Genomic DNA, 26,357 nt, shown 5'->3' on the forward strand with positions numbered 1-26,357 from the left:
GTCAGCTGCCGGCGTAGAAGAACGACGCCAGTCGGGTCTGGATGTTTTCAGCAACCTCGTTGGCGGCGCGATCCTCGGCGTCGCGGAAGGCGCGGGCGCGGGCGAAGCGCTGCAACTGGCCGGGGATGTCATAGGACACGCGCGAGAAGGTCGTGCCCGTCATGACCGATTTGTTGGTGGCGAGGTCGATCAGATTGTACTGCGCGTCGATGCCGTAGTTCTCGCTGGAGGGCAGCGCGGTGGCGGGATCGAGCATCAGCGAGGAGCGCGTGGTGTGAAAACGCAGCACCAGCCGATGGGTCGGCGGCATGCCAGTGGCGTTGCCGTAGAGCTTGAACGCCAGCGCGTTGCGGATCTCCACCTGGATGCGGGCTTCCCGCGACGCGTTCGGTTTGTCCACCGGCGGGATTTCCACGCCCATCAGCTTTTCGCGAAGGCCGGGCTTGCCGTCATTACGTTCGGCATACATCGGCTGGAAACAGCCGGCCGTGAGCGCCGCCAGAGCGGCGACGGCGATGAGCCGAACGGCGATCCGGGTCTTAGCCAACGACATTCACGATCCTCATTGGAACTACGATTATCTTGCGGACGGCCTTGCCGCCGAGAGCGAGTTTTACCGCATCGAGCGCCAAAACGGCAGCCTCAATTTCCGGATTTTGGGCGACCCGTGGCACGGTAACATCACCCCGTTTCTTGCCGTTGACCTGGACTACCAGCGTCACGGTGTCTTCAACCAGCAAATCGCGTTCGATTTGGGGCCAATTGGCCTCCGAAACCAGTCCGGACTGCCCCAGAACCTGCCAGCACTCCTCGGCCAGATGCGGCATCATCGGCGCGAAAAGTTGAACCAGGATGACGGCGGCCTCAACCAGAGCCGCGGAGACGTCAGAATCTGGCTCTCCATGATTCGGGCCGCAGGCCGCCCGAAGCTCCTCATCCAGCTTGTTCACCAGATCGTAGATATTTGCCACGCAGACGTTGAAACGAAGACGCCGGATGTCCTCGCCGTACCGGGCCAGAGCGCGATGGGCCACCTTCCTTATTCGGGTGGCATCCGGACCGAACGGGTGGGTGGGGGCCTGAACAATGGGCAGCAGGTCCGCAATTTCGTTGGCCAGCCGCCACAGCCGCTGCACGAAACGGTTGGCGCCGCGGACACCCTCCTCGCTCCAAATCACGTCGCGGTCGGGTGGCGAATCCGACAGCATGAACCAGCGCGCTACGTCGGCGCCATAGGCGGAAATAATCTCGTCGGGATCGATCGTGTTGCGCTTCGACTTCGACATCTTCTCGATCGCGCCGATATTGATGGCTTCGCCCGAGGTCAGCAGTGTCGCGCGTCGATCAGCGCCGGTACCCTCGATTTTTACTTCCGCGGGCGTGACGTAGGTGTCGTCGGTCTTCTGATAAGTCTCATGCACCACCATGCCTTGGGTGAACATGCCGGCGAACGGCTCGTCCATGCCGATATGGCCGGTTGCCTTCATCGCGCGGGTGAAGAAGCGGCTGTAGAGCAGATGCAGGATCGCGTGCTCGACGCCGCCGATATACTGGTCGACCGGCATCATCCGGTTGGCCACGTCAGGCGTGGTCGGCGCCTTCTCGTTCCAGGGATCGGTGAAGCGCGCAAAGTACCAGGACGAATCCACGAAGGTGTCCATGGTGTCGGTTTCGCGCTGGGCCTTTCCGCCGCATTTGGGACAGGTGACGTGCTTCCAGGTCGGGTGATGGTCGAGCGCGTTGCCGGGCCTGTCGAAGGTGGCGTCCTCCGGCAGCGTCACCGGCAGGTCGGCGTCGGGCACGGGCACCACATCGCATTTGGGGCAATGGATCACCGGGATCGGGCAGCCCCAATAGCGCTGGCGTGAAATGCCCCAGTCGCGCAGGCGGAAGTTCACCTGCCGCTCGCCGATCGGCGCGTTGCCGCGCATCTCATTTTCCAGGCGCTTCGCAATCTCCTCCTTGGCCTGCTCGATGGTCATGCCGTCGAGGAAGCGCGAATTGATCATGCGGCCGTCGCCATCATAGGCGGTGTCCGTGATGACAAACGTCTTCGGGTCCTGGCCCTCGGGGCAGACCACCGGCGTCACGCCGAGCCCGTATTTGTTGACGAAATCGAGGTCGCGCTGGTCGTGCCCCGGGCAGCCGAAGATGGCGCCGGTGCCGTATTCCATCAGCACGAAGTTCGCGACATAGACCGGCAGCTTCCAGCTCGGATCGAACGGGTGAACAGCCTTGATGCCGGTATCAAAACCCTGCTTCTCGGCGGTGTCGATGATCTCCTGCGCGGTGCCGATCTTTTTCACGTCCGCGATGAACCCGGCGAGTTTTGGATTCTTCGCAGCCGCGGCCACCGCCAGCGGATGATCGGCCGAGATCGCCATGAACTTGGCGCCGAACAACGTGTCGGGCCGCGTCGTGAAAATTTTCAGCTCGGATTCGCCAGCCGGCGTCGTGGCCGGATCCAGCGCGAAGCGCAGCAGCAAGCCCTCGGAGCGGCCGATCCAGTTACGCTGCATCAGCCGGACTTTGTCAGGCCAGCGGTCCAGCCCGTCCAGCGCGTCCAACAGTTCCTGCGAGTACTTCGTGATCTTGAAGACCCACTGGTTCATGTCGCGCTGCTCGACGACGGCGCCGGAGCGCCAGCCGCGGCCGTCGATCACCTGCTCGTTGGCGAGCACGGTCATGTCGACCGGATCCCAGTTGAGCTTGCGCTTCTCGCGTTCGGCCAGCCCCGCGCGCAGAAGATCCAGGAACATCTTCTGCTGGTGCTTGTAGTAGGCGGGATCGCAGGTCGCGAATTCGCGTGACCAGTCGAGCGAGAGCCCCATGGTCTGGAGCTGCTTCTTCATCGCTGCAATGTTGTCGTAGGTCCAGGCCTTGGGCGCCACCTTGCGCTCGATCGCGGCGTTCTCTGCAGGCAGCCCAAATGCGTCCCATCCCATTGGATGCAACACGTTGAACCCTTGGGCCCTCATGAATCGCGCCAGCACGTCGCCCATGGCGTAGTTGCGGACGTGGCCCATATGGATGCGCCCGGACGGGTAGGGGAACATCTCGAGGACGTAATATTTCGGTCTGGAATCGTCGTTTTTCGAGGCGAAGATCGCCTTTTCGTCCCACTGGCGTTGCCAGCGCGGCTCGGAATCACGGGCGTTGTAACGTTCGGAGGTCATGGAATCGCAGGGCTTTTTGTGGATTCGGGTCCCGTCCAGAGGACGGCGGACTAGGCCACAAAAGCGGCTGCGGGGTCAACGGGTTGGGAAGGCGAGAACGGCCATTTGACCGGAGGCGCGGAGCGCCCGCTCATCCCGCCATCGCCATCCCGGCCTCATCCACCAGCTTGGCAAAGCCGTGCTCGACCACGGTGTTACGGCCGCGGTGTTTGGCGGCGTAGAGGGCGGCGTCCGCCGCCTCGATCAAATCGCCGGGAGTTTGGGCGTCGTTTGGAAGCGTCGCGGCCACACCGACGCTGACGGTGACGGTGCAGTAGCTGGAGGTGATGTGCGGCAGGCCGAGGCTCTGAATGGTCGCGCGCACGGTTTCGCCGATCTCCAGCGCCTTCTGCAGGCTCGTGTTCGGCAGCAGCAGGCAGAATTCCTCGCCGCCGTAGCGGCCGGCAAAGCCCATCGTTTCGGCGGCGATTCCGGCCAGCGTTTCGCCGATCCGGGTGAGACAGGCGTCGCCTTCGGGGTGGCCGTAAGTGTCGTTGTAGAGCTTGAAGTGATCGACATCGATCATCAACAGCGACAGCTCGCTGCTATTTTGCTGCGCCTTCAGCCATTCGAAATCGAGGCGGCTCTGGAAGCCGCGGCGGTTGGCGAGACCCGACAGCATGTCAATCGAGGCCATCACGGTGAGCCGGTCATTGGTGGCGACCAGCTCGCGCTCGCGCTGGCTGAGCTGAGCGGCCATCGCATTGAAGGCGCGGGCCAGCGGCATGAATTCCGCGGGCAGGCGGCTGCGCGAGACGCGGGCCGACGAGTCGCCTTCGCCGAACCGCTTGGCCATGCCGGTCATGACCTCGATCGGATTGATGATGAGCTTCTCTGCCCCGATCAGCGCGCCGAGCAGCACGAACAGGCAAACGAATCCCAATTGGAGATAGGCGGTGCGGATATCGCGATTGATCGCGGCCGTCACCCTGTCCTCGTCGATGCTGACGATCAGCCGCGATTGCGTCCCCGGAATGCGTGCGAAACTGACGGTGCGCCTGGAGCCGTCGGTGACGGCAAAGGAAAGCGAGCCCGTATCGGAGTTGGAGCTGAGCGCTTTGTAGGTGATGGCCGACAGCAGCGGCACGTTGTCGAGGGGACGGCCAATCATGCTGGCCTGGTCGGGTGGTGCTGCCAGCACGACGCCGGTGCTATCGATCAGCAGCGATGAAATGCCTGGTCGTCCGCCGAGGTTGGCCATGATCTTCGACAGCCAGTCCAGATTGATGCCGGCGACCGCTACCGAATCTTCCTCCGGATTGATCGCTGAGACCGGGTAGGCCGCCATCATGATCGGCCGGTTGTTGGTCTTGCCGAACAGATAGTCGCTGAAAACGAAGTCGCGGGTTTCCTGCGCCTTCCTGAAATAGTCGCGATCGCTGATGTTGAGGCCGACCTGAATGTTCAGCGTGGAACACTGCACGACGCCTTGCTTGCTCACGAGCATGATGCTGCGGATCCAGGGCAGGTTGGCGGGCAGGCTGGCGCGCAGGATTTCGCAACTTCGCCCGATGCCGCTGGAGGCGCGGATATAGGCGGCCGATTTCAGCATCGTCTCGACGGAGGAGATCACCTCGCGCTGGGTCTCGGCGCTGTGGTGGGTGATATTGGCGTATTCTTCCGACGCCATCGTGATCTGCTTGGTGCGCGTCTCTTCTAGCGAACGGACGCGCTCCAGCATCAAGGGCGCCACCAGCATCAAGGCCAGCATCGCAAGCCGCGCCCGGATTCCCAGAAGCTTCTTGAGTTTGACCCGATTGCGGTTGAAAGTAACGCCAGACATCCTGCCCCCCACACCGCAAGGTAGGGCGAAGGTTTCAAAAAGCCTTTCCTGAACTTGGTAAAATTCGAGGAAATGCCGTAAAATTTTCGGCCAGGAGTCGGCCAAGAATAGGACATGACGCGAGAGAGATGGCGACGCCGCTAACCAAGTCTTTACCAAACGGTCTGGCTCAGGTGGAGCAGGACATCGCGCGCGCGTGCAAGGAAGCCCGCCGCGAGCGCGTGTCGGTGGCGCTGATCGCGGTGTCGAAGACGTTTGAAGCGACAGCAATTTCGCCTGTTATCGATGCCGGACAGCGCGTGTTCGGCGAAAATCGCGTGCAGGAGGCCAAGGCAAAGTGGCCGGCGCTGGTTGCGGCTCATCCCGGGATTGCATTGCATCTGATCGGGCCGCTGCAATCCAACAAGGCGAAGGAGGCCGTGGCGCTGTTCGATGCCATCCATTCGGTCGACCGGCCCAGCATTTGCGAAGCGTTAGCCAAGGAAATCAATTCGCAGAACAAACGGCCGGAATTGTTCGTTCAAATAAACACCGGTGAGGAACCGCAGAAGGCCGGCATCGCGCCCGGCGAGGCCGACGCCTTCCTCGCGAGCTGCCGCGACAAATACGGTCTGGTCATTTCCGGCTTGATGTGCATCCCGCCGGTCGACGAGGCGCCGGCGCCGCATTTCGCGTTGACGGCCAAGATCGCCGCGCGCAACGGACTAAAAAATCTGTCGATGGGCATGAGTGCCGATTTCGCGGTAGCGATCCAGTTCGGCGCCACGCATGTGCGCGTGGGGTCGGCGATTTTTGGGGCGCGGTAAGATTGTCGCCGGACCCATAACCACAGGCGTTTGTTATTACGCGAAGCCGCCGACCAGCCGTTATAATCGAGAAGCCGCGGCGTATGGGTCCCTGCGTTCGCAGGGACGACAGCGGTGTCTACTCGAACCCCACCGAGACCCTTCCAAGCACACCGAAATCGGCCGCGCAAAAATCACCTGATTGAATCGGCAGCGGTGCGTGGCAAGTGCCGGTCGTGACGACGCGCCCCGCCTTCAACGTCACGCCAAGCTGGCGCAGTTCATTGGCGAGCCAGGTCAGTGCGATCCGGGGATCGCCGAGCACGTTCTTGCCGTGGCCGGTGAATTGCTGGCCGCGCATCGTGATGACAGGCCGTTCCTCGACGAGATCGCGCGAACGCCAGTCTGCACTTGTCGCCGGACCAAGGACGAACAGATGCGCGCAGGCATTATCGGCAATGATCTGCGCGGCGCCGGCGCTGACGAAATCAGCAAACCGCGAATCCGGAATCTCGATGGCCGGATGCAGCGTGTCGACCGCATCGAGGACCTGCTGCATGGTATAGGGCGTAGGGCGCGCCGGCAGATCGACGCGCATGCGAAAGGCGAATTCGGGTTCGGCGACGCGCATTTCGTTGCCCGCCATCGAAGCCGTTCCGCCGTCTGATATTACGGTCTCGGCGAGGATGCGCCCGGCCATCGGGCCATCGACGTTGATGTGCTTCTGTCCGGCCTCGCTGGTGGCCGCGATCTTCCAGCCGAACAGACTTTCAGACGAATATTTTTCGATCCCTGCCTGGATCGCGTAGGCCTCGATGCGGTCGCGCGGCCGCAGCGATTGGTCGAGGCCGGAGAATTTGGTGCCGGCGCGCCAGTGGTCATGCAGCGTCTTTGATGCGGCTGTTATCGCGTTCTTGTCGAGCATTGCTTTGATTCCCCATCAGCCGATCATGATCTTCGTCTGCGGGCCCATTCGCCGCAACAGCCGCAGCATGGCGGATTTCGTCATCGAAACGCATCCGGCGGTCGGCGAGAAATTGGGACGCGCCAGGTGCAGGAACACGGCGCTGCCGCGGCCGGCGATTCGGGGGCCTGCGTTGTGATCGATTTCGACAATGAAATCGTAGAGGTGGTCTTCGCGCGTCAGCCGGTCGCCGGCCTCGCCCCGGACCAGACGGATCGGCTGATTGTAACGGCGGTCCCGCGGGTCTTCGCACCAGGCGTCTTCGGGCCGGATCGGCCGGGCCGGCAGATAGGTCCGCGGTCGAGGATGGCGGTCGGCGCGCCACCACAATTGCAGCGGATGGTACGTGCCTCTGGGAGTGCCGCCGTCGCCCTCCCGTTTGTTGGCGAGGATGCCGCCGCGGCCAAGTGCCACCGGCACGGTCCAGCCGTCCGCCGTCAGCCAGCCCCGGCGGGGGTCGCCGGCAGCCCTGTGGACGCGGATTGCCGCCAGCGGCCGATCACGCACAGCTGTCTGATAAGTGATTGAAATAGCGTTGCTTTCCATGCCAATGCCCGAATCCTGGCGTTGCCTCTCTGGCGACAATTGCGCTATTGACGCCATTACAGGACATTCCTCCAAACGCGCCTCAAATTTGGGATAGACTGCGGTTCGCCTTGTGAATCTGTAACAATTTCTTACCTGATGCGAATCAGTACCTGACGATCCGGTTTGCTCGCAAAATTTGCGCGCGAATCGGAATTGTCATCGACACCAAGACCCGGCTCGAGACGCTCCCCCTTGTGTCCGCCGCCTGCCTCTAGAGGATCGTATCCTATGCCCAATGCCCGCAAGATCCTGATCGTGGATGACGACACCGATCTGCGCGACACGCTGGTCGAGCAATTATCGCTGCACGAGGAGTTCGAAGCTTCCGCAGTCGATACCGGCGCCAAGGGCGCCAGCGCCGCCAAGGCCAATTCCCCCGATCTGGTGCTGATGGATGTCGGCTTGCCGGATACCGACGGAAGGGAAGTCGTGCGCAGTCTCCGCAAGGGCGGCTTCAAGGCGCCGATCATCATGCTGACCGGCCACGACACCGATTCAGATACGATTTTGGGGCTCGAATCGGGCGCCAATGATTACGTCGCAAAACCTTTCAGGTTCGCCGTCCTGCTCGCCCGGATCAGGGCACAGCTCCGCCAGCACGAGGCCAGCGAGGACGCGGTGTTTTCCGTCGGCCCCTACAGCTTCCGGCCCGGCTCCAAGATGCTGACCGCCGCCAATGCCAGAAAGGTGCGGCTGACCGAAAAGGAAACCGCGATCCTGCGCTTCCTGTATCGCGCCGGCCAGTTGCCGGTGTCGCGCGAGACGCTGCTGCAGGAAGTCTGGGGCTACAATTCGGGCGTCACCACACACACGCTGGAAACCCATATCTATCGTCTGCGACAGAAGATTGAGAAGGATGCGGCCAATCCGGAAATCCTGGTGACGGAAGCCGGTGGCTACAAGCTGGTGCCGTGATACGATTCGCAGCCACGATTCGTAATTTTCGCGCATCCCGGTCACAGGTCCATGTCGATCGAAGATGATGTAGCGCTGCTCGAGCGGGTCCCGACATTACGGCTGTTGGGAACGACGGCTCTGCGCATGCTGGCGATCGGCTCGGAGCAGCGCGATTTCTCGCCCGGCGATTATCTGTTCAACGCCGGCGACGAGGCGGATGCGGGCTATATCGTTCAACGCGGCTCGATCCGCGTCGAGGACGGCGGCGCCGAAGTCGTTGCGGGCCCCGGTGCCCTGATCGGCGAACTGGCGCTGATCGTTGCGATGAAGCGGCCGTCCAGCGCGGTCGCGCTTGATCATTCCTCGGTCATCCGGGTGGCGCGCAGCCTGTTTCAACGCGTGCTCGAAAGCGATCCCGGCGCGGCGCGGCGCCTGCGCGACGAACTCGCCACCCGCACCAGCCAGCTTGCCAGCGATATTTTGATGGCCGGCGCCAAGCTGAGTATTTGATCGCAGCTACACTTCCAGCGTCACCGTCACCGGCACGTGGTCGGACGGACGCTCCCAGCCACGGGCGTCGCGGGATATTTTGAAATCGGTGACGCCATCTTTCAGCGCGCGCGAGACCCAGATGTGGTCGAGCCGCCGGCCACGGTCGCCCACCGTCCAGTCGGCGGCGCGGTAGCTCCACCACGTATAGACCTTTTCCGAAAGCGGGATCCGCTCGCGCGCGACGTCGAACCATTCGCCATGGGCCTGCGCCGCCAAGAGTTTCTCGCATTCGATCGGGGTGTGCGAAACGACCTTCAAGAGTTGCTTGTGCGACCACACGTCGTTCTCATGCGGAGCGACATTGAGGTCGCCGACCAGGATATGCCGGTCGTCGCCGCGCGGATGCAGCGGTTCGCACGCCTTCAACTCGTCGAGAAATTTCAGCTTGTGATCGAACTTCGGATTGAGCGCGGGATCGGGAATGTCGCCGCCGGCCGGAACGTAGAAATTATGCAGCACCAGCGGTTTTGCGAGCTGCGCCTTCTCGCCGAACGCTACTGAGATATGGCGGGAATCGATCTTGTCGCAGAAGGTTCTGATATCGGTGGCCTCGAACGGCAGTTTCGAGACGATGGCGACGCCGTGATAACCCTTCTGCCCGTTCAGCGCGACATGCTCATAGCCGAGACGCTTGAACCGCTTCAGCGGGAAAGCGTCGTCGATGCATTTGGTTTCCTGCAGGCACAGCACATCCGGCCGCGCCGATTTGAGGAATTTGGCGACGATGTCGATGCGCAGGCGCACCGAATTGATATTCCACGTTGTCAGGGAAAACCGCATGAGGGCCGTGTGATACCACGTCCGCGGTGACGTCGCGCCCTTTGTCCACAGGTGGAATTTTGTAGGGTGGGCAAAGGCGCATCTGCGCCGTGCCCACCATCAGCCGACATGGTCGAAGGAAAAGGTGGGCACGCTGCGCTTTGCCCACCCTACAGTCTCCACAGGAGGAAGACGCGCCGTTCAGTTCGCGGGGGTAATATAGTTGGTGAAGTCAATCTTGAAGAGGCCGGGATCGACCTTCTTGGACGAGTCCAGATTGTAGACCGCAATCGTGGTGTCGTAGCCCTGCGGATCGGTCACCGTCCATTGCTTGAGCTGGCCGTCCTTGACGCCGACCATCAGCATCAGCCGGCTGGTGCCGATCAGGGCCTGCTTTTCCTCGATGGTGACGCTGATGTAGATGTCATCGGCCGTGACGTTGACGACATTGGTGTCCTTCAACAGATCGATCCGGTCCGACAGCAGGAAGCGCAGCGGCGTCTGCGACAGCGGATAGATGTCCTGGGTCGCAAGCTTGGTATCGCGGACCGCCAGCGAAGACCCGTCGGCGATGATCGCGATCGGGCTGGGCGCATCGTATTCGAATCGCACCTTGCCCGGCTTCTGGATGTAGAAATCGCCCTTGGTCTTGCTGCCGTCAGGACCGACCTGGACGAAATTTCCGACCAGCGTCTGCAGCGAGGACAGATAGGAACTCACCCGCGCAGCCTGCGCCTTCTGATTGGCGTCGAAGGTTGCAAACACATTGGCCGGGACATTGCGGTTTGGGTTCGGAATCACCGGGTTCGGCGGCGCCTGGGTGGCGCCGGTGGTCATCGGAACCTTGTCCTGCGCACTCATCTGCACGCTGCCGTCGCGGGCCTTGGGCGCGGGCTTCGGAACCGGCACGGTCTGCGAGAGCGTCGGCGTCGCGAAGCCTGCGATCGATGTGGCGATCAAAAGGGCCAGTCCGGCGCGCAGCCCGCGATGGGTGGATTGTTCTGTCATCAGGTATTTCGGATCTCTATTCGACGAGGCATCCCGCTGCCAGCCATTTTATCGTGCTTTCGACCAAAGGAGATATCGTTTTTCCGTGAAAATAGTTGCATCGAATCCACATTCGGCGCCGGCCCCCTAGAATCCGCCCTCTTCCTCCGCGACCAGGATTTCGCGCTTGCCGGCGTGATTCGCCTGCCCGACGATGCCTTCGAGTTCCATCCGCTCCATCAATGAGGCGGCGCGGTTATAGCCGATTTGCAGCCGGCGCTGAATGTAGGAGGTTGAGGCCTTGCGGTCGCGCTTGACGATCGCAACCGCCTGCGAGAACAGGTCGCCGCCGCCGTCCCCGCCCATGCCGGTGGAATCGAACACCGCGCCGTCTTCGTCGGTCGGTTCTTCCGCTGTGACCGCTTCCAGATATTCCGGCTGGCCCTGCGTCTTGAGGTGACGCACGACCTTCTCGACTTCCTCGTCGGAAACGAACGGACCGTGCACGCGGCTGATGCGTCCGCCACCGGCCATATACAGCATGTCGCCCTGGCCGAGCAGTTGCTCGGCGCCCATTTCACCGAGGATGGTTCGGCTGTCGATTTTCGAGGTGACCTGAAACGAGATACGGGTCGGGAAGTTCGCCTTGATGGTGCCGGTGATGACGTCGACCGACGGACGCTGCGTGGCGAGGATCACGTGTAGGCCGGCGGCGCGCGCCATCTGCGCCAGGCGCTGCACCGCGCCTTCGATGTCCTTGCCGGCCACCATCATCAGGTCGGCCATTTCGTCGACGATGATGACGATATAGGGCAGCGGTTCGAGGTCGAGTTTTTCTTCCTCGTAGATCGCCTTGCCGGTTTCCTTGTCGAAGCCGGTATGCACCGTACGCGTCAGGTCTTCGCCCTTACCCTTGGCTTCGACGAGGCGCTGGTTGTAGCCGTCGATGTTGCGCACACCGAGCTTGGCCATTTTCTTGTAGCGCTCTTCCATCTCGCGCACGGCCCATTTCAGCGCGACCACGGCTTTCTTCGGGTCGGTCACGACCGGCGTCAGCAGATGCGGGATGCCGTCATAGACGGAGAGTTCGAGCATTTTTGGATCGACCATGATCAGGCGGCACTGATCCGGCCGCAAGCGGTAGACCAGGCTGAGGATCATGGTGTTGATCGCGACCGATTTGCCGGAGCCGGTGGTGCCGGCGATCAGCATATGCGGCGTGCGCGCGAGATCGATGATGATGGATTCGCCGCCGATGTTCTTGCCGAGGCAGAGTGGCAGCTTCGCGTGCGACTCGTCCTTCGCGGTCAGCAATTCGCGCAGGTAAACCTTTTCGCGATGCACATTGGGCAGTTCGATGCCGATGGCGTTGCGGCCGGCGACCACGGCGACGCGGGCCGAGAGCGCGCTCATCGAGCGGGCGATATCGTCGGCAAGGCCGATCACGCGCGAGGATTTGATGCCGGGCGCCGGTTCGAGTTCGTACAGCGTCACGACCGGGCCGGGATTGGCCTTGACGATCTCGCCGCGGACGCCGAAATCGCCGAGCACGCCTTCCAGCGCGCGCGAATTGGCCTCCAGTTCGGCCTTGCTGAGCGGCTGCCGGTCCGACGCCTTGGGCGCCGTCAGCACCGAGACCGAAGGCAGCTCGAATTTCTCGGATTTGCGCGCCGCCGCGCGCGGTGCGGCTTTCTTGCGCGGCGCGCGAGCGGCCGGAACTTCCTCGTCCTCTTCTTCCTCTTCTTCCTCGTCCTCGAATTCCTCTTCCTGCTGCGGCGCAAGTGTAGGCGCAGCGCGGCCGCGGAGGCTCGGTTCCTGACGTTCGAACGAGGCGGTGCGAGGCGGCGGCGAACTCGACACCAGCGATCGATAGGCCGCGCTCATCAACCAGGCGAGCTGCGCCTTTGCGCTCATCAGCGCGTGATAAACCCATCCGAGCGAAACCGAACTGCGATCGCCTTCTTCCTCGAAGGGCGTGTCATCGTCCTCGATCGGCGTCAGCTCTTCATCTCTCGGGCGCGAGCCCCAGCCGCTGGCAAACAGGAAGGCCGCGCACATCGCCGCGAACAGGATGATGCCGAGCACGAGACGATAGGTGAAGCCGGCCGGACCGAACACCACGGCAGGTGCCCGCACCAGCGCGTCGCCGACGACGCCGCCAAGGCCGGTCGGCAGCGACCACGCGCCGCCATGCGGCCAGCAGCTTGCAAAACCTGCCGCGATCACCGTGCAGAGAATCCAGCATCCAAGGCGCAGCGCTTCGCGGTCGAAGGTGCGATGGGTCAGCATGCGCCAGCCCCACACCGCGACGGGCAGGATCAGCATGATCGCGCCGAGGCCGAGAATCTGCATCAGGAGATCGGCGCCGATCGCGCCGGGGTAGCCGAGAACATTGCGGATCGGACGCGACGTCGCGTGGCTCAGGCTCGGGTCCTGTACCGACCACGTCATCAACGCCGCCGCCGCCACGCCGGACAGCGCGATCAGGCAAAGGCCTGCAAGCTCACGCAGGCGCCGTGCGAGGGCGTCGCGGATTGAGACCGGCAGATGGCCGACCAGGGGAATAACACGTTCGATCGCTGGCATGCTCATGGGGCCCTGCGATTAATCAAGAATTTCGACCAGCCGGTGCAATGCCTCGGCGGTTGATTCACTGTCGGAGACGAGCGCCAGACGGATGTAGCCTGCGCCGGGATTGAAGCCGTCGTCCTGCGGCCGCGACAGATAACTGCCGGGGATCACGCGGACACCCGCATCCCGATAGAGTTTCACCGCCGTCGCCTCGTCGCCGCCACGCTCGGAGACGTCGAGCCAGACGCAGAAGCCGCCGGCGGGCCGCGCATAGCCGTAGCGGCTGCCGAGAATCTGGTCGGCGAGATCGAACTTGATGCGGTAGAGCCTGCGGTTTTCTTCGACGTGCACTTCGTCGCCGTAGGCGGCGACCGCGACGTGCTGCAGTGGCACCGGCACCTGGGGTGCTGCGACATTGCGCAATTCGTGAAAGGCCGAGAGAAACTTTCGGTCGCCGGCGGCAAAGCCGACGCGCATGCCGGGCAGGTTCGAGCGCTTCGACAGCGACTGGAACGCGACGACGTTGGTGAAGTCAGGCCCGGCGCATTCCAGCGCGCTGCCCGGCGCCTGCCTGGTGTAGATTTCCGAATAGCACTCGTCGCTCAGGATCATGAAGCCATGGCGGTCGGCGAGTTTCTTCAAGCGGATGAAGTAGTCGCGCGAGGCGACCGCGCCTTGCGGATTGGCGGGCGAGGCAATGAACATCGCCACGGTTCTGGCCAGCGTCGCGTCATCGAGCGTATCCAGATCCGGCAAAAATCCGTTGGCGAGCGTGGTCGGCAGGTAGATCAGTTCGCAACCGGCGGCGCGGGCGCCGGCGCCATAGGCCGGATAAAACGGGTTGGGCATCAGGATCGCGGGCCTGCCCTTGCGCGGGCCAACATAACGGGCGGCGGTGATCGCCGCGAAAACCAGCCCCTCGCGGCTGCCGTTCAGCACCAGGATTTCGCTCTCGGGATCGATCGGCCGCGGCAGCTGGAACCGGGTTGACAGCCAGTTCGCTGCCGCCCGCCGGAACGGCTCGATGCCCCTGGCGAGGGGATAGCGGCCGAAATCGGCAATGTGTTTCGCCAGGACCGGCCCGATAAAATCCGGTACCGGGTGCTGAGGCTCGCCTAATGACAGCGTAATCAATGGCTTGGCCGGCTGATAGGGTGCCAGCAGCTCGGTCGTGCGCAAGAATGGCGAGCGCTCGGCCTGACCGGCAGGGGTTGCGTTGCCGGCGCCCTGCGCCACGCCGGAAGAGGCGGTCATAGCCATGTCTGAAACGCCAGCACTTTCAAAAGCGGTCGAGGGACCTACCCGACGACCGGAACACATCAAACCACCATAGATACGGCGAGGTTAAGACGCGATTAACCATCGGTGCCAGCAGCGATTTTACGGCATTTCGCCTTTGGGCGGCATTTCCGGCAAGGCGACGCCGGAAGTCGTCGGGATGGCCGAATGGCGGTTCCGGGCGCGGCCGCGGCCCGCCTGGATACCAGATCCGGCGCGACGCAAGCCATCTCGCCAAGCTCCTCGACGTGACGGTTCCTGCTGCTACCGCGCCGGCAGCCGCTCAAACGCCGGCATGCCGTCAGGCACATGGTGGAAGGCCTGCTTGTCGCACGTGTAGATCGCCATCTGCGGATTGAAGAGGGCAGGGTCGTCGAAGGTTCCGACCTTCAGCACCACCGCCGGCAATCCGGGCACCTTGGTCACCATATGGGTCCCGCATTCCGGGCAGAATTCACGCGTCACGGCGCGCTCGAGGTCGCTGCGGGTGAACTGCTTCGGCTGGCTTGCGGTGTATTTGAAGCCGTCGACCGGCATTGCTAGGAACATGTTCGGCCCGCCGCCGGTGATATACTGGCATTCCCGGCAATGACACTGCGCCTTCATCATCGGCTCGCCGTCGGCCTCATAGCGCACCTTGCCGCAATAGCATCCGCCTTCGAGTTTCATGACGTCCTCCCGGTTCTGTTGCTCCTATTCCGACGCCACCGCGCCGGTTTGGCAATCCTTTTTTGGCCCTGACTTTGGTTTTGACATCGACTCCGATACCGCCGGACTAGGCTGCGGCGTGGATCGCAATGCCGCTGGCAGGAGCTTGTGATGGACCAAGCTGGTTTCTGGGCAATCGTTCAGGCCGCGAACGACGCCTCAGGCGGCGACATGGATCGAAAATGCGACGCGCTGCGGCAACAAGTCTCGTCGCTCTCGAAGGCCGATGCGATTGAATTCACGCAACTCTTCGACGCCATGATGGGCAAGGCCTATAGCTTCCCGCTTTGGGGCGCGGATTATGTCGTCAACGGTGGATGCAGCGACGATACCTTCGACGATTTTTGCTCCTCGTTGATTTCCCGGGGCGTCAGGCGTTCGAGCGCGCCCTGTCAAATCCCGATGCGCTCGCCGACGAGGATTTCAGCGACTCGGACTGGTTCTACGAAGGGTATCAATACGCCGTCACCGACGGCGTTGAGACGGCTGCCGGCCATCGGCCGCAACGGAGCATGCCGGATCAACCCGCCGGGGTCGCGTGGCAAGAGGACGAACTCGACGCCCTGTTTCCGAAACTCAGCGCAAAGTTCGGGTGATCGCACGCGGGGTGGTCAACGTGCGTTCTGGTACTCGCTTGCGGCTTTAAGAAAAGAAAGGGGCTCCAACTTGCGCTGGAGCCCCTCAACGGTCAGGGCATTGCCGGGTATGTGCCCGAACCGGAGTTGTGGATGCGACCCCGGGGCAACGACTACGTTGCCCCTTGGGGATCGCACCCCGGGAGAACTTACATGTTGTAAGCGCGCTCCGTGTGCTCGGTGACGTCGAGGCCTTCACGCTCGGTCTCGACGTTGACGCGCAGGCCGACGATCACGTCGACGACCTTGAAGAGGATCGCCGAACCGATGCCCGACCACACCAGCGTGGTGCAGACGCCCCAGAGCTGCGAGGTCATCTGGCCCACGAAGTCGTATTCGGCGATCTTGCCGAGGGCGTAGTCCATGACGCCGGTGCCGCCGAGGGCGGGATTCACCAGGATGCCGGTGCCAAGCGCGCCGACGATGCCGCCGACGCAGTGGACGCCGAACACGTCGAGCGAGTCGTCATAGCCGAGCGAGTTCTTCACCACGGTGCAGAAGAACAGGCAGACGACGCCGACCACCAGACCGAGCACGATCGCTCCCATCGGACCGGCATAACCGGCCGCGGGCGTGACCGCCACGAGGCCCGCCACCGCGCCCGACAATGCGCCGAGCACGGAAGGATGGCCCTTGACGATCCATTCCGCGAACATCCAGGCCAGCGCCGCCGCTGCAGTCGCAACGAAGGAGTTGGTCATGGCGAGCGCGGCGCCGCCGGAGGCTTCGAGGTTCGATCCGGCGTTGAAGCCGAACCAGCCGACCCAGAGCAGCGAAGCGCCGATCATGGTCATCGTCAGCGAGTGCGGAGCCATCAGCTCCTTGCCGTAACCGACGCGCTTGCCGATCAAGAGCGCACCGACGAGACCGGCGATACCGGCATTGATGTGCACCACGGTGCCGCCGGCGAAGTCGATCGCGCCCTTCTTGAAGATCCAGCCTGCATCGGCATTGATCTCGGCGAGCTTGGTCTCAGCCGCGGTCTTCGCCGCACCGTCAGCCGCCGCAGCAAGCGCCTTGGCCGCGTCCGTGATCAGGTCCGGTCCGGGCCAGTACCAAACCATATGCGCGATCGGGAGGTAGATCAGCGTGACCCACAACGGGACGAACAAGGCAACCGCCGCAAACTTCATGCGTTCGGCGAAGGCGCCGACGATGAGGGCGGGGGTGATCGCCGCGAACGTCATCTGGAAGCAGATATAGATCAGCTCGGTGATGTTGGCGTCGACGCTGAAGGTCGCCGCTTTCGACTCGAGGGTCACGCCCATCAGGAAGGCCTTCGAGAAGCCGCCGATGAAGTCGGAACCGCCGGTGAAGGCGAGGCTGTAGCCGTAGAGCGTCCAGAGCAGGACGACGATGCAGACGGTGTAGAAAACCTGCATCAGGACCGAGAGCATGTTCTTGGAACGGACGAGACCGCCGTAGAACAGCGCCAGGCCGGGGATGGTCATCAACAGCACCAGCACCGTCGACGTCAGCATCCAGGCGTTGTCGCCCTTGTTGACGGTTGGTTCGGCGCAGGCCGCGGTTGCAGCGAACAGGCCGACTGCGAAGGCCGCCAGTCCCGCGCTAGAGGGACGTTTAAACGTCATTTGGTTTTACTCCTGAGTGGTAAGATTTGAGCGCGAAATCAGAGGGCCGCGGCATCCGCCTCACCCGTGCGGATACGCACCGCATGGTCGAGGTTGATGACGAAGATCTTGCCGTCGCCGATCTGGCCGGTCTTGGCAGCTGATGTGATGGCGTCGATGGTCTTGTCGACCTGATCCGAGGCGACAGCGACCTCGATCTTGATCTTGGGCAGGAAGCTCACGGCGTATTCGGCGCCGCGATAGATTTCCGTGTGGCCCTTCTGGCGGCCATAACCCTTGACTTCCGTCACCGTGAGACCGTGAACGCCAATGGCGGTCAGGGCGTCACGGACTTCTTCGAGCTTGAATGGCTTGATGATCGCCATAACAATTTTCATGGGTCTTATCCCCGCTTGGGCCCGGTTCAGACGGACCGGGCGTTCTCGACTGAGGTTCACCACGCGGAGATGTTCACTACGCGGGCACAGCCAGGACCCTTAGAATCAAATGCCGTGCCAGATCGAAGCCGTTCCCTAACAGTTTATGAATCCGGCCCTTTTCGCCCTTTCCGGGAATTGCACTTTCCTGCGCCATTCCGTCGCGCCCAAAACGTAGTCAGGCCTGCCCAAATCGAGGGCAGGCCTGACTGGCGTCACAATCCTGCTCAGCGGCAGAGCAAGAAAACGGTAATGGGATGGTGACTACTGCAGCGCTTCGCCGTGCTGCGAGATATCGAGGCCTTCCAGCTCCTGCTGCTGCGACACCCGCAGCGGCGCGAACACGCCCACCAGCTTGAGCAGCACAAAGGTGATGCCGCCGGACCACACCAGCGTGGCGACGATCCCGTAGAGCTGGGTCACGACCTGCTGCGCATTGCCCTCGATCAGGCCCGCGGTGCCGCCGATCGCGTTCACCGCAAAGACGCCGGCGAGCAACGTGCCGGTCATTCCGCCAATGCCGTGGACGCCGAACACGTCGAGCGAATCGTCATATTTGAGGCGCTGCTTGAGCCAGGTGCAGGCCCAGAAGCAGAGCGTTCCCGCGACGACGCCGATGACGACGCCGTGCCACGGCGCCACGAATCCGGAGGCCGGGGTGATGGTGCCAAGGCCGGCGATGGCGCCTGATATCATGCCGAGCACCGACGGCTTGCGTCGAGTCGCCCATTCGATCGCGCCCCAGGTCAGCGCGCCGGCGCAGGCGGCCAGATGCGTCGCGGTGATGGCCATGACCGCGCGCGAGTTAGCGGCCAGTGCCGATCCGCCATTGAAGCCGAACCAGCCGACCCACAACAATCCGGTGCCGATCACGGCGAGCGACAGGTCGAACGGCGCGAGGTTCTCGCTTCCATAGCCCTGACGCCGGCCCAGCACGGCTGCGGCCACCAGTCCGCCGATGCCGGCGGAAAGATGCACGACGAGGCCGCCGGCGAAATCCAGCACGCCCATGCTGGCGAGGAATCCGCCGCCCCATACCCAGTGCGCGAGCGGGACATAAACGAACGTGAACCAGCCGATGGAAAAAAGCAGATAGGCCGAGAACCGCATCCGGTCCGCCACCGCGCCCGCCACCAGCGCCACCGTGATGATCGCAAACGTCATCTGGTACAGCATGAAAAGCGCTTCCGGGATCGTCTTCGCCGCCGGGTTGACGCTCTCCATCGTCATCCCGATCAGGAACCAGCGATCGAGCGTGCCGATCCAAGGACCATCGCCGACGAAGGCCAGCGAATAGCCGAATGCTACCCAGAGGATCGAGATGATCGCAACGGCGGCGAGGCTCTGCGCCATTGTCGCCAGCACGTTCTTCTTGCGCACCATGCCGGAATAGAACAGCGCCAGGCCCGGTATCGTCATCATCAATACCAGCGCGGTGGCAACGATCATCCACGCGGTGTCGGCGGCATTGATGGTGGACGTTTCGGCGGCCAGGGCCGGCGTTGCGAACGAGCTCGCTGCAAGAGTAATGAGCGCAGCGCTCGCTGCGGCACGATACGATGGTGCCCCCATGGAATTCCCCCGGCCTGTTATCGTTTCTTGGCTTGCGCGTCGGCGTCGTTGCCGCCGCGCCTTGAATTCAGTGATGTCTCAGAGCGCGTCGCTATCGGTCTCGCCGGTGCGGATTCTCAGGGCGTGGTCGATCGGCGTGACGAAGATCTTGCCGTCACCAATCTGCCCGGTACGCGCGTTCGCGGTAATGACCTCGACCGCCTTCTCGGCGACGTCGGAGGCGACCGCGATTTCGATTCGGAGCTTGGGCAGGAAGTTCACGACATATTCGGCGCCGCGATAGATTTCGGTGTGGCCCTTCTGGCGGCCGTAGCCCTTGACTTCGGTCACCGTCATGCCGTGGACGCCGATGGCCGTCAGCGCCTGGCGCACCTCGTCAAGCTTGAACGGTTTGATGATCGCGACGACGAGTTTCATGATCAAGCCTTCATTTCTCTGGATATTTCTTGAGCACTCGGCATGCTGAGCGCCCGGCGGTTCGCTGCTAACGCAAATCTGGCATCTTTCTGGGCAAATGGCACAAAAAAGTTGCAGGTAGAAGGGGAAAACATTTGGAGCTGGTGACGTCAATCACTGTACAGGCGGCAGGATCGTCCGCCAAAATGAGATTTCACCGCCAGCCGTCCGGCTGGCTTTCCCCTCTCCACGGCTCAAGGGACTAAAATGTCGAACCGATCGTGGTTTTATGCATCCAGCGGCCAGCAACAGGGGCCCTATCCGGAGGCGCAGCTTCGCGACCTCATTACCCGGGGCACGGTTGGGGCGGACACGTTGGTCTGGACCGAGGGGATGTCAGGCTGGCAGCGCGCGGGCGACATTCCCGGCCTGGTCCCTGGCGGATCGCGCCCGCCCTCTTTCCCGCAGCCCGGTGGCCCACCCCCGGTTGCAGCCGAGGGTTACGCCGGCGGGAGCTACGCCGGCGGTGCGCTGTCGCTCGATGTCGGCCTTTGGGACCTCCTCTGGCGCAGCCTGGTGTTCATCATCGGCATCGTGCTGGTGATTCCGTCCCCCTGGGTCGCAACCTGGTTCTATCGCTGGATCGTCTCAAGGCTTCACGTGCCGGGCCGGCCGAACCTCGCCTTCACCGGCCAGCCCCTCGATATCTGGTACGTCTTCATTGCGATCGGCATTTTGACGTATGTGGGCTCGGCCGACCTCTACTACCTTCAATATCTCTCGATTCCGATTCAGGCCGTGCTGTCCTGGATGGTCATTCGTTGGTTCGCTTCGAATCTGAGCTCCAACGGCCAGCCGCTTCCGATCGCCTTCAACGGCAGCGCGCTGGGCTATGTCGGCTGGCAAGTGCTGTTGTATCTATCCTTCATCACCATTGTCGGCTGGGCCTGGGTGATCACGGCCTGGATGCGCTGGGTCTGCCGCAACATCGACGGCACGCAGCGCGAGGTCATCTTCACCGCGTCCGGACTGGAAGTGTTGTGGCGAACCATCGTGTTCGTGATCGCCTGCATCTTTATTATTCCCATTCCGTGGGTGCTGCGCTGGTACGCGCAATGGTACGCGTCGCAATTCGCACTGGCCGAGCGCGGCACGGTGGCGAACGCTTAAGGCGCACGGCCTGCAGGGTCTTGTAGGGTGGGCAAAGGCGCAACTGCGTCGTGCCCACCACTCAGAACGTCGCAAAAAAGGTGGGCACGCTTTGCTTTGCCCACCCCACGAGTTGCTACGAGCCGCGTCGCGCGTCACCTGCGCTGGCGCACCGAGCCTTCCTGGGCCACGGAGGCCACCAGCGTGCCGTCGGGCTTGAAGATCAGGCCGCGGGTCAATCCGCGGCCGTCTTGCGCGCTCGGCGAGTCCTGCGCGTAGAGCAGCCATTCATCGGCACGGAACGGCCGGTGAAACCACATCGCGTGGTCGAGGCTCGCCGGCATCATCCGCCTGTCGAACAGCGTGCGGCCGTAGCGCGCCATCACCGCATCGAGCAGCGAAAAATCCGACGCATAGGCCAGCGCGCACAAATGCAGCGCCGGATCGTCGGGCAGCTTGGCCGCGGTGCGAATCCAGACATGGATGCGCCCGTCGTCGATCTTCTGGCCGAAATAGCGGCCAAGTTCGACCGGACGCAATTCGATCGGCCGGTCGGATTCGTAATAGCGGCGGATGAATTCCGGCATCTCCTTGAACATCGGCTGCTTCGACACTTCTTCCGCCGTGAGTTTTTCCGGTGGCGGAACATCCGGCATCTTTTCCTGATGGTTGAACGCACCTTCCTCTTCCGCATGGAACGACACCATGATCGAGAAGATGGCGTTGCCATGCTGGATCGCGGTGACGCGACGTGTCGAATAGCTCTTGCCGTCGCGCAGGCGTTCGACCTGGTAGATGATCGGGATCTGCGGATCGCCGGGCAGGATGAAATAGCAATGGATCGAATGCGGCAGGCGGCCCTCGACGGTGCGGCAGGCAGCAACCATCGCCTGTCCGATCACCTGGCCGCCGAACACCCGCTGCCAGCTCGTCTTCGGGCTGTTGCCTCGGAACAGGTTCACCTCGAGCTGCTCGAGATCGAGAATGGAAATCAGGTCGATCAGGCCCTTGGACATGGTGTGCTTTCAGTCGATCCCGGCCGCAATTGATCGCGACCGGGCGTTAAGTACCTTGTTTCTCGGCCCTGTTTCGCCCAGCTATTATCAGGTAGCAAGCGTAGTCTGACGAAGTAACCGGGTAAGGATCGCATGGCGGCACAGCGAAGCATTGTCATCTGCGGCGGCGCCTTTGCCGGGCTGGCGCTGGCACTGGCGTTCCGTCAGGGCCTTGGCGCTGACATTCCCGTCATCGTGGCCGATCCGGCACTTGCCACACGGCCGAGCCGCGATCCGCGCGCGACCGCCATTGTGGCCGCGTGCCGGCGGTTGTTCGAGGCGCTCGGCGTCTGGGACCAGGTGGCCGCCGATTCGCAAGCCATCCTCGACATGGTCGTCACCGATTCCAAACTGGAGGATGCCACCCGTCCGGTGTTCCTGACCTTTGCCGGCAATGTCGAGCCCGGCGAACCCTTCGCCCACATGGTCGAAAACCGCCGTCTGATCGATGTGCTGGTCGCGCGTGCCGAGGCTGAAGGCATCGATCTCCGGGCCACGGCGGTTTCAGCCTACGATTCACGTTCCGATGGCGTCACCGTGACGCTCGCCGATGGCAATATCATCGAAGCAAGCCTGCTGGTCGCCGCCGACGGCGCGCGCTCAAAACTGCGCGAGCGCGCCGGCATTGTCACCCACGGCTGGGACTACGATCAATCCGGCATCGTGGTCACCGTCGGTCACGAGCGGGATCACCACGGCCGCGCCGAAGAGCATTTTCTCCCGGCGGGTCCGTTCGCGATCCTGCCGCTGACCGGCAAGCGCTCGTCGCTGGTCTGGACCGAGAATCGTGCCGAGGCCGCACGCATCACCGCGCTCGGCGAAGCCGAATTTCACGATGAACTGGAGAAGCGCTTCGGGCTGCACCTCGGCGAGATCAAGGTGCTCGACAAGCCGCGCGCGTTTCCGCTCGGCTATTTCGTCGCGCGCTCATTCATTGCCGAGCGGCTGGCGCTGGTCGGCGACGCCGCGCACGTCATTCATCCGATCGCGGGGCAGGGCCTCAACATGGGCCTCAAGGACGTTGCGGCGCTCGCCGAAGTCGTGGTCGATGCGGCCCGGCTCGGCATCGATCCCGGGCAGGCCGACGTGCTCGACCGCTACCAGCGCTGGCGGCGCTTCGACACCATGGCGATGGGGCTCGCCACCAATTCGCTGAACTTCCTGTTCTCGAACGAATCGACGCTGCTGCGTACCGTGCGCGATATCGGGCTTGGCCTCGTCGATCGCGCGCCGCCGCTGAAGAACCTGTTCATCCGCCAGGCCGCGGGTTTGTCAGGCGAAGTACCGCGGCTGTTGAAGGGCGAGGCGCTGTAAGGTGTCTTCGTTGTAGCCCGGATGGAGCGCAGCGCAATCCGGGTTGGTTTCGATTAAATTGCACGACCGTTCCCGGATTGCGCTTCGCTCCATCCGGGCTACGCGTGACGTCTTGCGATATCAATCGATCTTCCGGGCCTCTTCCGGCAGCATGATCGGGATGCCGTCGCGGATCGGGTAGGCGAGTTTTGCGGAGCGCGAGATCAGTTCCTGCCGGGTCGAATCGAATTCCAGCGGGCCCTTGGTCACCGGGCAGACGAGGATCTCGAGCAGCTTCGGATCGACGGTGCCGTCGAGGCGTTCGGGCGTGGCATTCATTTGCAGTCTCCGGATAGGCGCGGTCCGTACCATACTGGATCGCAAGCTGTCATGACGCTGACATCCGCACCAGTTCGTCGATCACGGCCTGTTGTCGCGTCTTCGGCAACGGCTGATCCGATAGCGCAAAGCCGAGAAACGCCCAATAGAGAATTTGGGCGCGGGTGCGGGCAATTTCCGCCGATAGTCCGGACTGCGTCAGGAGGCCCTCCACATAGCCCAGCCGGCGCCGATCGATTGCCTGCACGGCAGCGCGGGCGGCGGGATCGACGCTTGCCCAGGTGCGGACCGCCCGTTCCAGCATCAGCCGCTCGCCGAACACGCGGCGCAGCAGCCGCGCGAGCGGGTTCTCGTCGTTCGAGGCCGCCTCGACATTGGCAATGATCTGCTCGGCGGCCACTTCGTGCCAGCGTGCGAGGATCGCGGCATGGAACGCGGCGATATCGGCGAAATGCCAATAAAAGCTGCCGCGCGACACCCCCATCGCCTTGGCCAGGGGTTCCGCCTTCAGCGCGGTGAAGCCGCGGCTCGCCAATGCTTTCAGGCCCTGATCGAGCCAGTCCTTTGCCGATAATTGATCGTTCATGATCGGTCCCGCGATGCTGCACCATACACTACTGTATTGACAAGCGCCAGAATGCGGCACATAACCATACAGTAGTGTATGGAGACATCCGATGCGCGATCTCATTCTGCAATGTGCTGGCGTCGCCGGAATAGCGGTGGCCCTGATTCATGGCGTGCTGGGGGAGACCAAGGTGTTTGCAAGGGCGACCATCCAGCCGGAGAGCCTGCGGACCCTGATCCGCCTCGTATGGCAGGCGGGTACGGTGGCCTGGATCGGTGGCGGCGTACTGCTGATTGCCGCGCCCTCGCTTGGATCGGAGAGCGCGCGGCACTGGATCGTCGTGACGATCGTCGCGGTCTACGCCTTTGCCGCCGCCGCCAATGCCTGGTGGTCGCGTGGCCGCGGCTTCGGCTGGAAAGCGCTCGGCGCCGTCGTCGTGCTCGCCGTGGCGGGATACTAGCGTTACTGCAGCCCGGTGTCGCCGCTGGTGCGCTTCTTGGCGAGGTCCATTTCGGTCACCGCGATCAGGATTTCGGCGCGGGTTTTCAGGTCAGGCGCTTCCAGCATCGCCTGTTTCTCCGCCGGACCATAGGGCGACATCATGGCGAGCGCGTTGACCAGCGCCTCGTTCGGCGCGCTCTCGATACCCTCCCAATCCACCTTCAGATTGTTGGCTTCGAGAAAATCGGTCAGCACGTCGAGCAACGCCGTGCGGTCGACGGCTTCTTCGCCTCTGCGTGCAACGAAATCGTCAGCATAGGGAAAGAAATCCACCTTGCATTGCCGGTACGCGGTCAGTGCCGAGATTTCCTCGACCACCTTGAAGCGCGCGACGCCGGTCAGTTCCAGGATGTAGCGGCCGTCGCCGGATTCGGCGAGCTGCGTGATGCGGCCGACGCAGCCGACCCGGAACAGCTCCGGCCTTGCCTCGTCCCTGCTGTGGGAAAGATCCGGCTGGATCATCCCGATCAGCCGGTGCCCGTCGCGTAGCGCGTCGTCCACCATCGCCAGATAGCGCGGCTCGAAAATATTGAGCGGCATCTGGCCGCGCGGCAGCAGCAGCGCGCCCGGCAATGGAAACACCGGAACGATTTCGGGAAGCTCGCCGGGTCCGCGGTATTCGGCATTGATCGGCATTTGCAGTCCCGGTCAGTTCGTTGGTTCGGTGGAAAACGCGCCTTATGAGAACAGAACCGTCGACAGCCGCTTTCGCCCCTCGACGGTCGCCTCGTCGGCGCCGCCCCACGCCTCGAAGAACTGCACCAGCTGCTTGCGCGCGCCGTCATCATTCCACTTGCGATCGCGCTTGACGATCTCCAGCAACTGGTTGGTCGCCTCTGTGCGCTTGCCGGTCGCGTTGAGCGCGGTCGCCAGGTCGAATCGCGCCTGATGGTCGAGCGGGTTTGCGGCGACTTTCTGTTCCAGCTCGGTCACAGGACCGACCGCCTGGGCCTGCTCGGCGAGGTCGATCGAGGCCTGCACCGCCTTGACGGCGGCGTCATTGCGCTTCGATTCCGGCACCATCGCGAGCGTCTGCTTGGCCTGCTCGACGGCGCCCGTCGTCACATAGCATTTCGCCAGCCCCGCCATGGCTGCGATATTGGTGGCATCGAAACCCAGTATCTCGGCATAGATCTGGGCTGCCGCGGCGGGGTCGCCTTCCGCCAGCACAGCCTCGGCCTCCTGCAGAATCTCCGCGATATTCGGCTCGCCCGGCGCCGTCATGCCCTTGGTGAGTTTGTCGATGAAGGCGTTGATCTGGCTCTCCGGCACCGCGCCCATGAAGCCGTCGGCGGGCTGGCCGCCCACGAACGCGATCACGGCCGGGATCGACTGAATACCCATCTGGCCGGGGATGGCCGGATGCTCGTCGATGTTCATCTTGACCAGCTTGACCTTGCCCTTGGCTGCGCGCACCGCCTTTTCGAGAACGGGTGTGAGCTGGCGGCAGGGTCCGCACCAGGGCGCCCAGAAATCGATCAGCACTGGCTGACGCTTCGATTCCTCGATGACATCCTTCACGAAGGTCTGGGTGGTCGTCTCCTTGATCAGATCGGGTACTGCCTGCGGCGCCGGGCCGCCGCCCTGCTCAACTATCGTCACGGTATCCTCGCCTGATGTCTTGAGAAGATGTCTTTCGAATTGGCGCCCGTTCTAGCACGGCTAGGGGCGAAGTTCCTCATCCGCTAGATGGCGGCTTGGCCACAAAATTCAATCGGCAGGCGTGGGTCATCGGAGACCGGATGGCCGGACCC

The 26,357-nt window shown here is 63.0% G+C and carries 26 protein-coding genes and 1 pseudogene; 8 read left to right on the forward strand and 19 right to left on the reverse strand.

Annotated features, from left to right (window positions below; translation table 11 throughout):
• Position 1: 1 nt before the first annotated feature.
• The 3 genes from lptE to KIP88_RS12480 all read right to left on the reverse strand — a co-directional run bounded on the left by lptE (position 2) and on the right by KIP88_RS12480 (position 4,998).
• Positions 2 to 553 (reverse strand): LPS assembly lipoprotein LptE, encoded by a 552-nt coding sequence (gene lptE, locus KIP88_RS12470; RefSeq protein ID WP_214488205.1) that lies wholly within the window; start codon positions 551 to 553, stop codon positions 2 to 4.
• Positions 540 to 3,176 (reverse strand): leucine--tRNA ligase, encoded by a 2,637-nt coding sequence (gene leuS, locus KIP88_RS12475; RefSeq protein ID WP_214488206.1) that lies wholly within the window; start codon positions 3,174 to 3,176, stop codon positions 540 to 542. The genes lptE and leuS overlap by 14 nt, the downstream gene beginning before the upstream one ends.
• 130 nt (positions 3,177 to 3,306) lie before the next feature.
• Positions 3,307 to 4,998, reverse strand: coding sequence for a diguanylate cyclase domain-containing protein (locus KIP88_RS12480; RefSeq protein ID WP_214488207.1), 1,692 nt, complete (start codon positions 4,996 to 4,998; stop codon positions 3,307 to 3,309).
• A 128-nt stretch (positions 4,999 to 5,126) separates the two neighbouring features.
• On the opposite strand from KIP88_RS12480, the gene KIP88_RS12485 reads away from it, so the two are divergent.
• Positions 5,127 to 5,804 carry a YggS family pyridoxal phosphate-dependent enzyme gene (locus KIP88_RS12485; RefSeq protein ID WP_214488208.1) on the forward strand — a complete coding sequence of 226 codons (678 nt, stop codon included), beginning with the start codon at positions 5,127 to 5,129 and terminating at the stop codon, positions 5,802 to 5,804.
• A 118-nt stretch (positions 5,805 to 5,922) separates the two neighbouring features.
• On the opposite strand, the gene KIP88_RS12490 is transcribed toward KIP88_RS12485, so the two are convergent.
• Together KIP88_RS12490 and KIP88_RS12495 are read right to left on the reverse strand one after the other, a co-directional pair.
• Positions 5,923 to 6,708 carry a 2-keto-4-pentenoate hydratase gene (locus KIP88_RS12490; RefSeq protein ID WP_214488209.1) on the reverse strand — a complete coding sequence of 262 codons (786 nt, stop codon included), beginning with the start codon at positions 6,706 to 6,708 and terminating at the stop codon, positions 5,923 to 5,925.
• 15 nt (positions 6,709 to 6,723) lie between these two features.
• Positions 6,724 to 7,293, reverse strand: a complete 570-nt coding sequence (locus KIP88_RS12495; RefSeq protein WP_214488210.1) for a L,D-transpeptidase — start codon at positions 7,291 to 7,293, stop codon at positions 6,724 to 6,726.
• A gap of 270 nt (positions 7,294 to 7,563) precedes the next feature.
• Here KIP88_RS12495 and KIP88_RS12500 point away from each other — a divergent pair, with 270 nt between their 5' ends.
• Both KIP88_RS12500 and KIP88_RS12505 read left to right on the forward strand, forming a co-directional pair.
• Positions 7,564 to 8,250, forward strand: coding sequence for a response regulator transcription factor (locus KIP88_RS12500; protein ID WP_028348340.1), 687 nt, complete (start codon positions 7,564 to 7,566; stop codon positions 8,248 to 8,250).
• Positions 8,251 to 8,301: 51 nt separating this feature from the next.
• Complete coding sequence (locus KIP88_RS12505) at positions 8,302 to 8,742, forward strand: cyclic nucleotide-binding domain-containing protein (protein ID WP_214488211.1); 441 nt, start codon at positions 8,302 to 8,304, stop codon at positions 8,740 to 8,742.
• 6 nt (positions 8,743 to 8,748) lie between these two features.
• Here KIP88_RS12505 and KIP88_RS12510 read toward each other — a convergent pair whose 3' ends face one another.
• The 5 genes from KIP88_RS12510 to KIP88_RS12530 form a co-directional block, all read right to left on the reverse strand.
• Positions 8,749 to 9,564, reverse strand: a complete 816-nt coding sequence (locus KIP88_RS12510; RefSeq protein ID WP_214488212.1) for an exodeoxyribonuclease III — start codon at positions 9,562 to 9,564, stop codon at positions 8,749 to 8,751.
• A 180-nt stretch (positions 9,565 to 9,744) separates the two neighbouring features.
• Entirely contained in the window at positions 9,745 to 10,551 is an 807-nt protein-coding gene (locus KIP88_RS12515; protein ID WP_214488213.1) for an outer membrane lipoprotein carrier protein LolA, read from the reverse strand.
• A gap of 126 nt (positions 10,552 to 10,677) precedes the next feature.
• Positions 10,678 to 13,122: a DNA translocase FtsK gene (locus KIP88_RS12520; RefSeq protein WP_214488214.1), complete on the reverse strand. Its 2,445-nt coding sequence runs from the start codon at positions 13,120 to 13,122 to the stop codon at positions 10,678 to 10,680.
• Positions 13,123 to 13,134: 12 nt separating this feature from the next.
• Positions 13,135 to 14,361 carry an aminotransferase class I/II-fold pyridoxal phosphate-dependent enzyme gene (locus tag KIP88_RS12525; RefSeq protein ID WP_214488215.1) on the reverse strand — a complete coding sequence of 409 codons (1,227 nt, stop codon included), beginning with the start codon at positions 14,359 to 14,361 and terminating at the stop codon, positions 13,135 to 13,137.
• A 282-nt stretch (positions 14,362 to 14,643) separates the two neighbouring features.
• Positions 14,644 to 15,048, reverse strand: a complete 405-nt coding sequence (locus KIP88_RS12530) for a GFA family protein (protein WP_214488216.1) — start codon at positions 15,046 to 15,048, stop codon at positions 14,644 to 14,646.
• A gap of 210 nt (positions 15,049 to 15,258) precedes the next feature.
• Between KIP88_RS12530 and KIP88_RS48485 the strand changes: the two are divergent.
• Together KIP88_RS48485 and KIP88_RS46460 are read left to right on the forward strand one after the other, a co-directional pair.
• A pseudogene (locus KIP88_RS48485) lies at positions 15,259 to 15,399 on the forward strand (hypothetical protein); the annotation flags it as partial.
• 32 nt (positions 15,400 to 15,431) lie between these two features.
• A complete protein-coding gene (locus KIP88_RS46460; RefSeq protein WP_249790732.1) occupies positions 15,432 to 15,683 on the forward strand; it encodes a DUF4240 domain-containing protein in 252 nt (83 codons plus the stop codon).
• Between the two features lie 188 nt (positions 15,684 to 15,871).
• On the opposite strand, the gene KIP88_RS12540 is transcribed toward KIP88_RS46460, so the two are convergent.
• From KIP88_RS12540 to KIP88_RS12555, 4 genes are all read right to left on the reverse strand, one after another.
• Entirely contained in the window at positions 15,872 to 17,314 is a 1,443-nt protein-coding gene (locus KIP88_RS12540) for an ammonium transporter (protein ID WP_214488218.1), read from the reverse strand.
• Between the two features lie 38 nt (positions 17,315 to 17,352).
• Entirely contained in the window at positions 17,353 to 17,691 is a 339-nt protein-coding gene (locus tag KIP88_RS12545; RefSeq protein WP_008142813.1) for a P-II family nitrogen regulator, read from the reverse strand.
• 303 nt (positions 17,692 to 17,994) lie between these two features.
• On the reverse strand, positions 17,995 to 19,302 hold the full coding sequence (locus KIP88_RS12550; protein ID WP_214488219.1) for an ammonium transporter: 1,308 nt from the start codon (positions 19,300 to 19,302) through the stop codon (positions 17,995 to 17,997).
• 78 nt (positions 19,303 to 19,380) lie between these two features.
• A complete protein-coding gene (locus KIP88_RS12555) occupies positions 19,381 to 19,719 on the reverse strand; it encodes a P-II family nitrogen regulator (protein ID WP_108520132.1) in 339 nt (112 codons plus the stop codon).
• A 246-nt stretch (positions 19,720 to 19,965) separates the two neighbouring features.
• On the opposite strand from KIP88_RS12555, the gene KIP88_RS12560 reads away from it, so the two are divergent.
• Entirely contained in the window at positions 19,966 to 20,868 is a 903-nt protein-coding gene (locus KIP88_RS12560; RefSeq protein WP_214488220.1) for a GYF domain-containing protein, read from the forward strand.
• A gap of 134 nt (positions 20,869 to 21,002) precedes the next feature.
• Here the strand turns inward: KIP88_RS12560 and tesB are convergent, their stop codons facing one another.
• On the reverse strand, positions 21,003 to 21,863 hold the full coding sequence (gene tesB / locus KIP88_RS12565; protein ID WP_214488221.1) for an acyl-CoA thioesterase II: 861 nt from the start codon (positions 21,861 to 21,863) through the stop codon (positions 21,003 to 21,005).
• A 132-nt stretch (positions 21,864 to 21,995) separates the two neighbouring features.
• On the opposite strand from tesB, the gene KIP88_RS12570 reads away from it, so the two are divergent.
• Positions 21,996 to 23,216 (forward strand): ubiquinone biosynthesis hydroxylase, encoded by a 1,221-nt coding sequence (locus tag KIP88_RS12570; RefSeq protein WP_214488222.1) that lies wholly within the window; start codon positions 21,996 to 21,998, stop codon positions 23,214 to 23,216.
• A 120-nt stretch (positions 23,217 to 23,336) separates the two neighbouring features.
• Here the strand turns inward: KIP88_RS12570 and KIP88_RS12575 are convergent, their stop codons facing one another.
• Complete coding sequence (locus KIP88_RS12575) at positions 23,337 to 23,534, reverse strand: Trm112 family protein (protein ID WP_214488223.1); 198 nt, start codon at positions 23,532 to 23,534, stop codon at positions 23,337 to 23,339.
• A gap of 49 nt (positions 23,535 to 23,583) precedes the next feature.
• Entirely contained in the window at positions 23,584 to 24,120 is a 537-nt protein-coding gene (locus tag KIP88_RS12580; RefSeq protein ID WP_214488224.1) for a TetR/AcrR family transcriptional regulator, read from the reverse strand.
• A 91-nt stretch (positions 24,121 to 24,211) separates the two neighbouring features.
• On the opposite strand from KIP88_RS12580, the gene KIP88_RS12585 reads away from it, so the two are divergent.
• Positions 24,212 to 24,562: a hypothetical protein gene (locus tag KIP88_RS12585; RefSeq protein ID WP_214488225.1), complete on the forward strand. Its 351-nt coding sequence runs from the start codon at positions 24,212 to 24,214 to the stop codon at positions 24,560 to 24,562.
• Positions 24,563 to 24,564: 2 nt separating this feature from the next.
• Here KIP88_RS12585 and KIP88_RS12590 read toward each other — a convergent pair whose 3' ends face one another.
• Together KIP88_RS12590 and trxA are read right to left on the reverse strand one after the other, a co-directional pair.
• On the reverse strand, positions 24,565 to 25,239 hold the full coding sequence (locus KIP88_RS12590) for an LON peptidase substrate-binding domain-containing protein (protein ID WP_214488226.1): 675 nt from the start codon (positions 25,237 to 25,239) through the stop codon (positions 24,565 to 24,567).
• Between the two features lie 42 nt (positions 25,240 to 25,281).
• A complete protein-coding gene (trxA, locus tag KIP88_RS12595; protein WP_214488227.1) occupies positions 25,282 to 26,205 on the reverse strand; it encodes a thioredoxin in 924 nt (307 codons plus the stop codon).
• Positions 26,206 to 26,357: the final 152 nt, after the last annotated feature.

This window comes from Bradyrhizobium sp. SRL28 (genome assembly GCF_018596315.1).
Classification (GTDB): domain Bacteria; phylum Pseudomonadota; class Alphaproteobacteria; order Rhizobiales; family Xanthobacteraceae; genus Bradyrhizobium.

Coding starts and splice junctions, on each gene's coding strand:
- lptE (WP_214488205.1), bottom strand. CDS start 553: ATGTCGTTGGCTAAGACCCGGATCGCCGTTCGGCTCATCGCCGTCGCC.
- leuS (WP_214488206.1), bottom strand. CDS start 3,176: ATGACCTCCGAACGTTACAACGCCCGTGATTCCGAGCCGCGCTGGCAA.
- KIP88_RS12480 (WP_214488207.1), bottom strand. CDS start 4,998: ATGTCTGGCGTTACTTTCAACCGCAATCGGGTCAAACTCAAGAAGCTT.
- KIP88_RS12485 (WP_214488208.1), top strand. CDS start 5,127: ATGGCGACGCCGCTAACCAAGTCTTTACCAAACGGTCTGGCTCAGGTG.
- KIP88_RS12490 (WP_214488209.1), bottom strand. CDS start 6,708: ATGCTCGACAAGAACGCGATAACAGCCGCATCAAAGACGCTGCATGAC.
- KIP88_RS12495 (WP_214488210.1), bottom strand. CDS start 7,293: ATGGAAAGCAACGCTATTTCAATCACTTATCAGACAGCTGTGCGTGAT.
- KIP88_RS12500 (WP_028348340.1), top strand. CDS start 7,564: ATGCCCAATGCCCGCAAGATCCTGATCGTGGATGACGACACCGATCTG.
- KIP88_RS12505 (WP_214488211.1), top strand. CDS start 8,302: ATGTCGATCGAAGATGATGTAGCGCTGCTCGAGCGGGTCCCGACATTA.
- KIP88_RS12510 (WP_214488212.1), bottom strand. CDS start 9,564: ATGCGGTTTTCCCTGACAACGTGGAATATCAATTCGGTGCGCCTGCGC.
- KIP88_RS12515 (WP_214488213.1), bottom strand. CDS start 10,551: ATGACAGAACAATCCACCCATCGCGGGCTGCGCGCCGGACTGGCCCTT.
- KIP88_RS12520 (WP_214488214.1), bottom strand. CDS start 13,122: ATGAGCATGCCAGCGATCGAACGTGTTATTCCCCTGGTCGGCCATCTG.
- KIP88_RS12525 (WP_214488215.1), bottom strand. CDS start 14,361: ATGGCTATGACCGCCTCTTCCGGCGTGGCGCAGGGCGCCGGCAACGCA.
- KIP88_RS12530 (WP_214488216.1), bottom strand. CDS start 15,048: ATGAAACTCGAAGGCGGATGCTATTGCGGCAAGGTGCGCTATGAGGCC.
- KIP88_RS12540 (WP_214488218.1), bottom strand. CDS start 17,314: ATGACGTTTAAACGTCCCTCTAGCGCGGGACTGGCGGCCTTCGCAGTC.
- KIP88_RS12545 (WP_008142813.1), bottom strand. CDS start 17,691: ATGAAAATTGTTATGGCGATCATCAAGCCATTCAAGCTCGAAGAAGTC.
- KIP88_RS12550 (WP_214488219.1), bottom strand. CDS start 19,302: ATGGGGGCACCATCGTATCGTGCCGCAGCGAGCGCTGCGCTCATTACT.
- KIP88_RS12555 (WP_108520132.1), bottom strand. CDS start 19,719: ATGAAACTCGTCGTCGCGATCATCAAACCGTTCAAGCTTGACGAGGTG.
- KIP88_RS12560 (WP_214488220.1), top strand. CDS start 19,966: ATGTCGAACCGATCGTGGTTTTATGCATCCAGCGGCCAGCAACAGGGG.
- tesB (WP_214488221.1), bottom strand. CDS start 21,863: ATGTCCAAGGGCCTGATCGACCTGATTTCCATTCTCGATCTCGAGCAG.
- KIP88_RS12570 (WP_214488222.1), top strand. CDS start 21,996: ATGGCGGCACAGCGAAGCATTGTCATCTGCGGCGGCGCCTTTGCCGGG.
- KIP88_RS12575 (WP_214488223.1), bottom strand. CDS start 23,534: ATGAATGCCACGCCCGAACGCCTCGACGGCACCGTCGATCCGAAGCTG.
- KIP88_RS12580 (WP_214488224.1), bottom strand. CDS start 24,120: ATGAACGATCAATTATCGGCAAAGGACTGGCTCGATCAGGGCCTGAAA.
- KIP88_RS12585 (WP_214488225.1), top strand. CDS start 24,212: ATGCGCGATCTCATTCTGCAATGTGCTGGCGTCGCCGGAATAGCGGTG.
- KIP88_RS12590 (WP_214488226.1), bottom strand. CDS start 25,239: ATGCCGATCAATGCCGAATACCGCGGACCCGGCGAGCTTCCCGAAATC.